Below are 12068 nucleotides of genomic sequence, written 5' to 3'. Positions count from 1 at the left end.
AAATAAAATTGCCAAGTGCTTTTTTCTTAGTCCAATTTTTCTTTGCGGTGGTCATTGGGCTATACTTTTTAAATCTGTTGAAAAATCAAACGGGCAATCGATCCGCCATAGAAAAAGAATCAAAAAAAGAGCTGGAAAAGCTGAATGAACTAAGGAATATCTCTTTAACCATTCCCCTTTCAGAAAAGACAAGACCCCAATCCTTTCAAGATATCATTGGACAGGAAGATGGTATCAAAGCTCTTCGGGCAGCCCTGTGCAGTGCAAATCCTCAGCATGTATTGATCTATGGTCCTCCGGGTGTAGGCAAGACAGCTGCCGCAAGGCTAGTACTGGAGGAAGCTAAAAAGGCAGCCCATTCACCTTTTAATTATCAGTCGAAATTTATTGAATTAGATGCTACGACCTTAAGGTTTGATGAACGCAGCATTGCAGATCCATTAATGGGAACAGTTCACGATCCCATCTATCAAGGGGCAGGGCCTTTGGGCCAGTCAGGAATTCCTCAGCCAAAGCCGGGAGCTGTGACGAAGGCCCATGGGGGTATTTTATTTTTAGATGAAATCGGAGAACTCCATCCGGTGCAAATGAACAAGCTATTAAAGGTGTTGGAAGACAGAAAGGTGTTTTTAGATAGTGCCTACTATAATTCGGAAGATCCTAATACGCCGAAGTATATTCATGAGATTTTTCAAAAAGGATTGCCGGCAGATTTTAGGCTTGTGGGGGCCACCACCCGAAGTGCCTCTGAGATTCCACCGGCCTTGCGGTCAAGATGTACAGAAATTTATTTTCGCCCTCTGCTGCCCGAAGAAATCGCGGTGATATGCAGAAGGGCCGTAGACAAAATTCATTTTGCTATCGAAGAAGAGGCTGTAGAGATCGTCAAAAAGTATGCCGCCAGTGGAAGAGATGCCATCAATATGATTCAAATTGCCAGTGGTGTGGCTTTGAATGAATCTAGAAAAATCCTGACCAAAAAGGATCTGGAGTGGGTGGTGGAGAGTGGGCACTATTATCCCAGACCTCAATCAAAACTTGCCAAAGCTCCCCAGGTGGGTGTCGTCAACGGCTTGGCAGTCATAGGTCCTAACATAGGGGTTGTGTCGGAGACAGAGGCGACAGCCATACCTACGGAAAAAGGGACCGGAAAAATTATCATCACAGGTATTGTTCACGAGGAAGAGGTAACTTCCACAGGAAGAAAGCTGAAGCGAAAAAGCACGGCTCAAGGTTCTGTGGAGAATGTACTGACAGTGATGCGGAAATGCTTTCATATGGATCCGAGGGATTATGACATCCATCTGAATTTTCCGGGAGGGATGATGATGGATGGACCTTCTGCAGGAGTGACTGTGGCAACGGCCATTTATTCAGCCATCACCAATACAGAAATAGACAACAAGATTGCCATGACGGGGGAGATTTCCATCAGGGGCAAAGTAAACCCCGTGGGTGGCGTGGTGGCAAAGGTAGAAGCTGCAAAACAGGCGGGATGCACACGAGTACTGATTCCTGCGGAAAATTGGCAGGAGAGATTTCGCGATATGGGCATTGAAGTCATTCCTGTGGAAGATATTCAGGAGGTCATAGATTATGCCGTCATCAAGGAGCGAATACAGGTATCTTCTTTACCTGTTGAGCCTCGGGTGATCGCTATGGCAGAAGGTATAAACAGCCATAACAGTATCCTATTGTAGAAAAAGGACTGTTCATGGCTTTTTCTTTGGGTTTATGGTAAAATAGCATAGGATATGAACAAGGATGGCTATTGAAAAGATGTCCAGTTTTCTATATAATTATAAATTGCATGACAGGATTGTTTATTTGCCGGCGAGATGTGTATATATAAGATATCCGAATTTGAGGAATATTCACAGCAACAATGCGAAAAATATAGATGTTATCCTGAATAATGAGGAGTTGATGAGCATGGAAGGCCGAAAGACAAAAAGAGAATCCCTGCCTTTAATACCGCTGCGAGGATTATCTGTTTTTCCATATATGGTATTGCATTTTGATGTAGGCAGGGAAAAATCCATTCATGCATTAGAAGAAGCCATGGTAAATGATCAATTGATCTTTCTTACGACGCAAAAAGAAGCTGAAACCGATCTTCCTACGGCAGAAGATTTTTATCAGGTAGGAACGGTTGCAAAAATTAAGCAGATGCTAAAACTCCCGGGGGATGCCATTCGGGTTTTGGTAGAGGGGATCAGCAGGGCAAGAATTGTGAAGCTCCTTCAGGAGGACCCCTTCTTTCAGGCAGAGGTAGAAGAGGAAATTTTCGGGGAGGAAATAAAAATTGATAAGGAGTTGGAAGCCCTAATGCGGGCTGTCCTGGATGCCTTTGAAAATTATGTGGCCATCAGCAACAGGATTTCACCGGAAATACTTATGTCTGTTACAACCATAGAAGCGCCCGGTCGATTGGCCGATGTCATTGCCTCCCATATGATTTTGAAAATAGAGCAGAAGCAGGAAATACTGGAAGCCTTTCATCCGAAGGAGCGATTGGAAGTTCTCTATAGGTTCCTTCTCCGGGAGATAGAAATTCTAGAGATTGAAAGGGAGATCAATGCAAAGGTAAAGCGGCAGATCAATAAACTGCAAAAAGAATATTATCTCAAAGAGCAGCTAAAGGCTATTCAGGAAGAACTTGGGGATTATGGCGGCATCGATGATGAAGGGGAGGCCTATCGAGAGCGCATCCAAAAGGCAAAATTGCCGAAGAAGGTAGAAGAAAAGGTTTTGAAGGAAGTGGACAGGCTTTCCAGATTGGCCCCGGGATCTGCCGAAGGCAGCGTGATTCGCACCTATGTAGATTGGATATTGGATTTGCCTTGGAATAAACAGACAAAGGATCAATTGGACATTCAGCGGGCAAAAGCAATTTTAGATGAAGATCATTACGGACTAAAGCGTGTAAAAGAAAGGATATTGGAATATTTGGCCATCCGGCAACTTGCCAAAGACATGAAAGGCCCCATTATTTGTTTGGTGGGACCTCCCGGCGTAGGAAAGACATCTATTGCCAAGTCGATTGCACGCTCCTTGAATAGAAACTTTGTGAGAATGTCCTTAGGTGGTGTGCGGGATGAGGCAGAAATTCGAGGACATCGCAGAACATATATCGGCGCTATTCCGGGAAGGATTATTTCTGCCATCAAGGAAGCGGGTTCTAAGAATCCTGTATTTCTATTTGATGAAATTGATAAACTCAGCAGCGATTTTCGAGGAGATCCTGCTGCAGCCTTATTGGAAACCCTTGATCCGGAGCAGAATAAGGAATTTACCGATCATTATCTGGAAGTACCCTTTGATTTGTCCAAGGTAATGTTCATTACTACGGCGAATAGCCTTGGAACCATTCCCAGACCTCTTTTGGACAGAATGGAAGTGATTGAGGTATCGGGCTATACCGAGGAAGAAAAGGTGGTTATTGCTCAAAAATATCTTTTGCCGAAACAGATCAAGGAGCATGCCTTAAAGCCGGAGAATTTGCAAATTTCAGAGCAGACCATTCGCGATATTATCAATTCTTACACCCGGGAATCGGGCGTAAGAAATTTAGAAAGACAAATTGCCACCATATGCAGAAAAGCTGCCAGAAGAATGCTGGAAGAGAAGGCGAAGGTAGTTCGTGTCAATCCCAACAATCTTAAAAATTATCTGGGCATCCCAAGATTTAGATATGACAAAGCCCAAGAAAAAAATGAAGTGGGCATTGCAACGGGTTTGGCTTGGACTGTAGTGGGTGGGGATACTTTGTCCATCGAAGTTACCACCATGAAAGGAAACGGGAAATTGGTGCTTACGGGTCAATTGGGCGATGTCATGAAAGAATCTGCAAGGGCAGGAATCAGTTATATCCGCTCTAAAATGGAAGAGTTAAAATTACCGGAAGATTTTTATCAGACTTTAGATATCCATATTCATATTCCTGAAGGAGCCATTCCTAAGGATGGACCGTCGGCGGGAATTACCATGGCGACGGCTGTCATTTCGGCCTTGACCAATATTCCAATTCATAAAAATGTGGCTATGACAGGAGAGATTACCTTGAGGGGACGCGTGCTGCCCGTAGGAGGCATTAAGGAGAAGGTCCTTGCGGCCAATCGGGCAGGAATCAAAAAAGTATTATTGCCTGTGGAAAATCAAAAGGATATCGAGGAAATTCCAGAAAATATCAGAAGGAAGTTGGAGATTGTCTTTGTAGAGCATATGGATCAAGTATTGGAGCATGCCCTGGTAAGGAAGGAAGAATGTCATGAAAATTAAAAGTGCTGAAATCGTAATTAGTGCCGTAAAACCTACCCAATATCCTGAAGAAAATATGCCGGAGATTGCCTTTGCCGGCAGGTCCAATGTAGGCAAATCGTCTACCATTAATATGCTTACCAATCGAAAAAAATTGGCAAGGACCAGTGCCAGCCCGGGAAAAACCCAAACCATTAATTTCTATCGAATCAATGGGCAATTTCATTTGGTGGACCTGCCCGGATATGGGTATGCTAAGGTGGCAAAGACCAGCAAGGAACAGTGGGGAAAAATGATAGAAACTTACTTGAATAACCGTAAAAACTTGCTGGAGGTTTTTCAGTTGGTGGATATACGGCACAAACCTACGGAACAGGACCAGCAGATGTATCACTGGATTAAGTATTTTGGTTTTCATGGCATTGTCCTTGCTACAAAGGCAGATAAAATCAGCCGGGGGCAGAGACAAAAACACTTGCAGCTCATTCGGGAGACGCTGGAAATGGATGAAGAGGATTTGCTGATCCCTATATCGTCAGAGACAAGGGAAGGAAAAGAGGAGCTTTGGGAAGTCATTGGGGAGATATTTCGGGTAAACGGATTTTATTTTGATAAAGAAAATACAGACGGCGTTGAAGAAAATGAAGAAACAGAGGAAAGATAAACCTTCCTCTGTTTTTTTCTATGGATCTACAACTTTAAAATTAGATTTATTGTAAAAAGTTATATTTTTGAATAGCAGTTCGTCGCCAGTTATCAGTTGCCAGTACTGGTGACTGATGACTGGCAACTGGCAACGAAACATTTGCTGCATAAAAAGCTTATCTTTATAAAGTCATAAATCAAACCTTAGCGTTGTTTTACTATTATTATTGTTCCCTTAAAGCTTCTTTTTTTCCCGATTTCAGGAAGGACAAATCAATATCCAATTCGGCAACCAGCATGCCGGCCACGATGAGAATGCTGCCGAAGATGCCCCGGGCATTCATGACTTCTCCCAAGAGGAAATAGGCAAATATGGCGGAAAATACGGGTTCTCCCGTAAAAATAAGGGCGGTATGGGTGGTGGTAGTGTATTTTTGCACAGCATTTTGTACAATAAATGCGCCGGAAGTACAAACAAAGCTCAAAAATAGAATAGAAAACCACGCCCCTTCATCGGTGGGGAGGATAGGCGTTTCAAAGATAACACTGACAACAGTGCTGAGAATTCCTACTACTCCGATCTGCAGGATGGCCAGATTAATAGAATCCACCTGCACGGCATATTTTCCTACCGTAATGATGTGAAAGGCGAAGCAAAAAGCACCGATAAGCGTATAAAAATCCCCTATATTTAATTGCAAAGTTGCATCTAGAGTCAGCAGGCCCAAGCCGATGATGGCCGCTATAACGCCGATCACGGAAGAAAATCTGGGTATTTTTTTCAGAACAATGGCAGAAAAAATGGGAACGATAACAACAGAAAAACCAGTGATAAATCCAGATTTGGAAGCCGTTGTATAATTTAAGCCGATGGTTTGTGCAGCATAGCCGGAGAACATGATGATTCCGATGAAGATTCCATATTTCAGTGTGGCACGATCCAATTTCATAAAGCGCTTATAAAAAAACAAGGCCGAAGCAATTGCTGCAATGAGAAATCGGATGCCTAAGAAATTAAAGGTTTCCAGTGTTGCTAAAGAATTTTTTGTCAGGATAAAGGAAACCCCCCAAGCCAAGGTTACCCCCAATAAAGCCAGATCCGCCTGATACTGTTTCTTCATGCTATTCCCTCCCGGAGTATTTTGTCGATGAATGATGGCAAAAGACCTAAAACAAAAGTATTTTCAATACCTCAATATTTTATCACAAAAATAGCAAGGCTTCCATAGCCTATGCTTGGAAGCCTCAGATGCATGTAAATTATTCAGCGGGTTCAAACATGTCTTTGCCTACGCCGCAAATGGGACATACCCAATCATCAGAAATATCTTCAAAGGCTGTTCCTGGAGCAATACCTCCGTCGGGGTCGCCTACCTCCGGATCATAAATATAACCGCAGGGCATACATCTGTATTTTTGCATTGAACATTCTCCTTTCATTGATAAGCATTTGATTAACAATCTAGTTTGATTTTACCCACCCGCTGATCATTCTAAACAAAAAAATGATTTCCAATATTGATTTATATGCAGGAGCTCAACATCTATGCATCGATCCGCAGAAATTGTTAAATATTTTTATTATTTTGGAATCATAGAGGCAAAGATAGACAATTAGTGGTATAATATGAATAAAAAAACTGATACATATAAAGGATATGATATAAGAAATGTTTTCTAACAAAATTTATTTATAAATTTACAAGGAGATGATATGATGCTGGATCCAAGAATAGAAAAACTGGCTTATAACCTCATCCATTATTCAACGGAATTAAAGCCGGGAGAAAAAGTGCTGATCGAAGCAATGGGCTATGAGGTGCCTCTAGTAAAGCAATTGGTGAAAGAGGCGTATAAAGCAGGAGCTCTTCCCTTTGTTACTGTGAAAGACCATCAGCTTCTCAGGCAAATGCTGCTGGAATGTACGGAAGAGCAAATGAAGATGATGGCAAAATATGAGCTGGAGAGAATGAAGGACATGGATGCCTATATTGGTATCCGGGCAGGATTTAATGCTACGGAATTAAGCGATGTTCCGGGCAACAAAATGAAGATTTATATGGAGCATTTTCTAAAACCTGTTCATTCGGAGCAGCGGGTTAATCATACAAAATGGGTAGTGCTAAGATACCCTAATTATTCTATGGCTCAGTTGGCAAATACCAGCACAGAAGCTTTTGAAGATTTTTATTTTAATGTATGCAATTTGGATTATGGAAAGATGTCAAGGGCAATGGACCATTTGGTAGCTTTGATGGAAAAAACCGATAAAGTACATATCAAGGGACAGGGAACAGACTTAACTTTTTCTATCAAAGGCATCCCGGTAATCAAATGCGACGGCAAAATGAACATTCCGGACGGAGAAGTATTTACCGCACCGGTAAAAGATTCCGTCAACGGTGTATTGACTTATAACTGTCCTGCCGTATACCAAGGTTTTACATATGAAAACATTCGATTAGAATTTAAAGACGGTAAGATTGTAAAGGCAACAGCCAACGATACGGAACGAATCAACGAGGTATTCAATACCGACGAAGGGGCTAGATATATCGGGGAATTTGCTATCGGCGTCAATCCTTATATCTTGAAACCGATGAAAGATACGCTGTTTGACGAAAAAATTATGGGAAGTTTTCATTTCACACCGGGACAAAGCTATGATGATGCTTCCAACGGCAACAAATCAGCCATCCACTGGGATTTGGTATGTATTCAAACTCCCGAGTATGGCGGAGGTGAAATTTACTTTGATGATGTATTAATCAGAAAAGACGGATTGTTTGTGGTTCCGGAATTAGAGTGCTTGAATCCCGAAAATTTAAAATAAAGACGTACAAGGTAAAGGCGTGGAAAATCCGCGCCTTTATGGTTTGTTATGGGGGATGAATTTGACAGGCAGCCGGAAATTATATAAAATTTTGAAAGGATAAAAATATGATCTATGGAAAGGAATCAAGCCCATGAAAAAACTATTCCGGATGTTTTTTATTTTCTTCAAAATCGGTGCCTTTACTTTGGGGGGAGGATATGCCATGATTCCCTTCATCGAGGAGGAAATTGTGGAAAAAAATAAATGGATTGATGCCGAGGAATTTATTGATATCATAGCACTTTCCCAGACTATTCCTGGGGCTTTTGCTGTCAATGCTTCTACATATATCGGCTACAGGCTTTTTGGTTTTCCGGGAGCTCTATTGGGGTGTCTGGGAACAATGCTGCCTTCTATCATCATCATCACCTTGATTGCGGCTTTTTTTGTCCAGTTTCGCAGCATACCCCTTCTTGAATCGGTATTTAGCGGCATCCGACCAGCTGTGGCAGCTCTTATTTTGGTTGCAGTCATGAAGCTGGGCAAACCCTTGCCTAAAAATCTATGGAATTTGACCTGGGTAGGTGTTGTGACCTTACTGGTTACGGTATTTGGGTTCCATCCCATTTTGGTGATGATTTTGTCCGGTGCTTTGGGATATTTCATTTTTAAAGGAGAAAAGACCGATGAAAACACTCATTAAAATTTTTTTAACCTTTACAAAGATCGGTGCCTTTAGCTTTGGCGGCGGTCTGGCGATGCTCCCCATGATTGAAGAGGAGATTGTACGGAATCATCAATGGCTTAGTGCCAAGGAGTTTGTGGATGTCGTAGCCATCGCGGAAATGACACCGGGACCGATTGCAGTAAATGCATCGACCTTTGTAGGCTATAAGGTAGCAGGGATGGCGGGTGCCCTGGCAGGCAGCATCGGGGTGGCCATTGTTTCCTTTATCTTGATTACCTTGCTGGCGAAATTCTTCATGGGGATCAAAGATGCAAAAGGAACAAAAGCTGTATTTGAGGGAATCAGGCCTGCTGTATTGGGACTGATTTTGAGTGCAGGCATTTCCATCGGCAAAACGGCTTTTGTGGATTGGAAGAGTGTAGGTATTGCATTTGTGATTTTTATCGGTGTGGGCCGGTTGAAAATGCATCCCATTCTGGCGATTGTGACTGCTGGGATTATAGGTGCATGGATCTATTAGCGTATACGTTACGGTATTTTTCTCACCCATTATTTGCAGATTGCGAGGGAGTGGGAATAAAATACAAAAAACTTGATCTTTTTGAAGGGTTGCAATAAGATAGAAGCATGCGAACATCAATTCGGGGAAAGAGGTAACGGGATGAAAAATCTTGTGATTGCAGAAAAACCCAGTGTGGCAAAGGACATTGCCAGGATATTGGGATGCAAAGGCAAAAAAGAAGGATATTTGGAAGGCAATGATTATATCGTCACATGGGCTATAGGACATCTGGTAACCCTGTGGGAGCCCGAGGATTATGATATGAAATACAAGGTATGGTCCATGAAGACCCTGCCCATACTTCCGGAAGAAATGAAATTAAAGCCCATCCCCAATACCTATAAGCAGTTTGCCATCCTCAAGAAGCTTTTGGGAGATGCAAATGTGGGGACGGTCATATGTGCAACGGATGCAGGAAGGGAAGGAGAATTGATTTTTCGGTATATTTATCAGCTTTGCAATTGTCAAAAACCTGTCAAGAGGCTATGGATTTCTTCCCTGACCGATGAAGCCATTCGAGAGGGATTGAAAAACTTAAAGGACGGAAAAGCCTATGATTCCTTGTACTATTCCGCCAAATGCAGGAGTGAAAGCGATTGGCTGGTAGGGATGAATGCTACCCGGGCGTATACCATGAAGTATAGGGATCTTCTTACCATTGGAAGGGTGCAGACGCCTACGTTGGCTTTGCTGGTGAACCGTGAGAAAGAAATCAGAAATTTTGTACCCAAGGACTACTGGGAATTGAAATGTGATTTTGGCGGATATCAGGCCATCTGGTTTGACCCTAAAACGAAGGAGACAAAGATTGAGGACCCAAATATGGGAGTGCAATTAAAGGAAAAAGTAGAAGGAAAAGAAGGAAAGGTTGCGGAAATTGAAACAAAGAAAGTAGTAAAAAAACCGCCGCTGCTTTATGATTTGACGGAGTTGCAAAGGGAGGCCAATAAGCGCTACGGCTATAGGGCAGAACAAACCTTGAATATCGCCCAGGCCCTATATGAAAAGCGCAAAGCCATCACCTATCCGAGGACAGATAGCAGATATCTGTCGAGGGATATGATAAAAAGCTTGGAAAGAAAATTGCAAAATTTAAAGGATGGCAAATACGAGGAATATTGTAGCTATCTGTTGAGCTTGGAAAAGTTGCCCGTGACAAAGCGGATTGTAGATGACAGTAAAGTCAGTGACCATCATGCCATTATTCCTACGGATAAAAAAGTAGATATAGAAAAATTTTCTGTGGAAGAAAAAAACATATTTCATTTGATTGCGATTAGGTTTTTTGCTGTATTTTATCCTGATTATATTTATCACAGTGCCACTGTTATCACGGAGGTAGAGAGAGAAGTCTTTAAAACCACGGGGCAACAAGTCATTCAACTGGGATGGAGGGTCTTGGAGCAGGAGGAAGAAAAAGAGCCCAATATTCCACCGGTGAAAAAGGGACAAAAAGTTGCTGTCCATGGAGCAAAATTGGAAAAAAAGCAGACCCAGCCGCCAAAGCCATATAATGAAAGTATGCTTCTTTCAGCTATGGAGAATGCCGGGAAATTTGTGGAAGATGAAGAAATAAAAGAGCAGCTGAAGGAAAGCGGTATCGGCACGCCAGCTACCAGGGCAGCCATCATTGAAAGGCTGATACAGGTGGGTTATGTGGTTCGGGAAGGCAAAAATCTCATTCCTACAGAAAAGGGAATGAAACTGATTGATTTGGTGCCTCAAGCCCTATCTTCTCCAGAGCTTACAGGTCAATGGGAAAAGGCTCTGAATCAGATTGCCCAAGGGAAAATGGATCCAGAACAATTCATGGAAAAGATACGCAACTTTATAGTTTTTTTGGTGCGCGATGCCAATGAAAGGCAAACGGCAGTAACCTTTTCACGGAAGAAGAAGCCTAGGGGGACTGAGGAGAAAGAAAAAGATGTAATCCCTTCGATAGGATTATGCCCAAGCTGCGGGCAAGGAAAAGTCATGGAAGGAGAAAAAAATTTTTACTGTGACCGCTATAAAGAAGGTTGTACTTTTCGTTTATTTAAAGAAGACAAGTTAATGGCCAGGTACAAAAAGAAGATGACCAAAACCGTAGCAAAGCAACTGATTACAAAAGGAGAAGCACTGGTCAAAGGAATGGTTTCTCCAAACAGCGGTAAGAAATTTGACGGGACGATTCAATTAAAGCGGTTAGATTCAGGCTATTGGGGATGGGCCTTTGTTTTTTCCAATCCTAAGCTTGCTGATAAGAAAGAAGAGGGGGAGTGATATCGTCCCCCTCTATTTTGCTATACAAAAAGATTTTTTGTTTTGATGCCTCGATAAACTTGCAGGGAGGCAAGGAATAGCAGAAGAATTGCCAAGACAGGAGGAATTGTAACGAGAGCTCTGGCAAATGCAAAGGATCTTCCTGTATCGGCCATTACCCTTTCCACAGCTTCCTGATGATGGGATAAGGCATAGATGCCGTAACGAATCCAAATGAAGGATGTCATGAAGGCTGCGGGTGCCACTGCCAGGCTCATATATAATCCAGTCATAGAGCGGTTTTTTACACCCCGGATCCCCAAAAAGATGGGCACAAAAAATACCGCAGGAAGAATAAAACCAAAAAACTGGGGAGAGAGGGCCAAAAATAGGGCAGAAGTGAAAACAAAAGTCCTCAAATATTTGTTCACTTCATTGGTTTTTCCCTCAAAGTCACCCTTTGCCGCATGGAGATACCGTATATAGGCTTCCAGCTTGTCCTGATTGCCCCTGGTATCTTTGCTTTCTTTTAATGCCTTAACGGTTTCTTTTCCTTTCTTGCACAGGGCGCTATAGATGTTTTGATATTTTTCCGGAACCTTGATTTCCTGAAACTGTTTTTCTAGGGATACAAGGGTGTTTTGGAGTTTCAGGCCTTTTCCCTCTTGGATGATTCGAGGATTTGCTGCCAGGCCCTGCAATTCCTTGATTATATCTAGAAGTTGCGTTGTTTCCATGGAATCACTCCTTACAAGTTGATGGATCATGCAAAATAAACCATATTAATTGTATCATATACCTAATTTCTGTTGTATATTCAAAAAAGATGTTTTTTAGAAAAAAAGAGGCATATAGGG

10 protein-coding genes are annotated in these 12068 nt (G+C 42.3%); 7 read left to right on the top strand and 3 right to left on the bottom strand.

The genetic code is table 11. From position 1 onward, the window contains the following. Positions 1–8 precede the first annotated feature (8 nt). The 3 genes from lonB to yihA all read left to right on the top strand — a co-directional run bounded on the left by lonB (position 9) and on the right by yihA (position 4924). Positions 9–1700: an ATP-dependent protease LonB gene (gene lonB / locus AN619_RS05050; protein WP_068555398.1), complete on the top strand. Its 1692-nt coding sequence runs from the start codon at positions 9–11 to the stop codon at positions 1698–1700. Between the two features lie 232 nt (positions 1701–1932). Next, on the top strand, positions 1933–4281 hold the full coding sequence (lon, locus tag AN619_RS05045) for an endopeptidase La (RefSeq protein ID WP_334292193.1): 2349 nt from the start codon (positions 1933–1935) through the stop codon (positions 4279–4281). Further along, on the top strand, positions 4271–4924 hold the full coding sequence (yihA, locus tag AN619_RS05040) for a ribosome biogenesis GTP-binding protein YihA/YsxC (RefSeq protein WP_068555396.1): 654 nt from the start codon (positions 4271–4273) through the stop codon (positions 4922–4924). The genes lon and yihA overlap by 11 nt, the downstream gene beginning before the upstream one ends. 205 nt (positions 4925–5129) lie before the next feature. Here yihA and AN619_RS05035 read toward each other — a convergent pair whose 3' ends face one another. Continuing rightward, positions 5130–6026 (bottom strand): DMT family transporter, encoded by an 897-nt coding sequence (locus AN619_RS05035; protein WP_068555395.1) that lies wholly within the window; start codon positions 6024–6026, stop codon positions 5130–5132. 139 nt (positions 6027–6165) lie between these two features. After that, positions 6166–6327 carry a rubredoxin gene (gene rd, locus AN619_RS05030; protein ID WP_068555393.1) on the bottom strand — a complete coding sequence of 54 codons (162 nt, stop codon included), beginning with the start codon at positions 6325–6327 and terminating at the stop codon, positions 6166–6168. 295 nt (positions 6328–6622) lie between these two features. Here rd and AN619_RS05025 point away from each other — a divergent pair, with 295 nt between their 5' ends. From AN619_RS05025 to AN619_RS05010, 4 genes are all read left to right on the top strand, one after another. Beyond that, on the top strand, positions 6623–7738 hold the full coding sequence (locus AN619_RS05025; RefSeq protein ID WP_068555391.1) for an aminopeptidase: 1116 nt from the start codon (positions 6623–6625) through the stop codon (positions 7736–7738). 133 nt (positions 7739–7871) lie between these two features. Then, positions 7872–8423, top strand: a complete 552-nt coding sequence (locus AN619_RS05020; RefSeq protein ID WP_068555389.1) for a chromate transporter — start codon at positions 7872–7874, stop codon at positions 8421–8423. After that, entirely contained in the window at positions 8407–8928 is a 522-nt protein-coding gene (locus tag AN619_RS05015; RefSeq protein WP_068555387.1) for a chromate transporter, read from the top strand. Before AN619_RS05020 ends, AN619_RS05015 begins: the two co-directional genes overlap by 17 nt. Positions 8929–9069: 141 nt before the next feature. Further along, complete coding sequence (locus AN619_RS05010) at positions 9070–11232, top strand: DNA topoisomerase III (protein WP_068555386.1); 2163 nt, start codon at positions 9070–9072, stop codon at positions 11230–11232. A 20-nt stretch (positions 11233–11252) separates the two neighbouring features. Here AN619_RS05010 and AN619_RS05005 read toward each other — a convergent pair whose 3' ends face one another. Then, positions 11253–11948: a hypothetical protein gene (locus tag AN619_RS05005; protein ID WP_068555385.1), complete on the bottom strand. Its 696-nt coding sequence runs from the start codon at positions 11946–11948 to the stop codon at positions 11253–11255. Positions 11949–12068 lie beyond the last annotated feature (120 nt).

It is taken from the genome of Thermotalea metallivorans (assembly GCF_001562415.1).
In the GTDB taxonomy this organism is placed as follows: Bacteria; Bacillota; Clostridia; order Peptostreptococcales; family Thermotaleaceae; genus Thermotalea; species Thermotalea metallivorans.
The sequence above is the reverse complement of the archived record's forward strand: the minus strand, read 5'-3'. Positions and strand labels throughout refer to the sequence as shown.

Coding starts and splice junctions, on each gene's coding strand:
- lon (WP_334292193.1), top strand. CDS start 1,933: ATGGAAGGCCGAAAGACAAAAAGAGAATCCCTGCCTTTAATACCGCTG.
- yihA (WP_068555396.1), top strand. CDS start 4,271: ATGAAAATTAAAAGTGCTGAAATCGTAATTAGTGCCGTAAAACCTACC.
- AN619_RS05035 (WP_068555395.1), bottom strand. CDS start 6,026: ATGAAGAAACAGTATCAGGCGGATCTGGCTTTATTGGGGGTAACCTTG.
- rd (WP_068555393.1), bottom strand. CDS start 6,327: ATGCAAAAATACAGATGTATGCCCTGCGGTTATATTTATGATCCGGAG.
- AN619_RS05025 (WP_068555391.1), top strand. CDS start 6,623: ATGCTGGATCCAAGAATAGAAAAACTGGCTTATAACCTCATCCATTAT.
- AN619_RS05020 (WP_068555389.1), top strand. CDS start 7,872: ATGAAAAAACTATTCCGGATGTTTTTTATTTTCTTCAAAATCGGTGCC.
- AN619_RS05015 (WP_068555387.1), top strand. CDS start 8,407: ATGAAAACACTCATTAAAATTTTTTTAACCTTTACAAAGATCGGTGCC.
- AN619_RS05010 (WP_068555386.1), top strand. CDS start 9,070: ATGAAAAATCTTGTGATTGCAGAAAAACCCAGTGTGGCAAAGGACATT.
- AN619_RS05005 (WP_068555385.1), bottom strand. CDS start 11,948: ATGGAAACAACGCAACTTCTAGATATAATCAAGGAATTGCAGGGCCTG.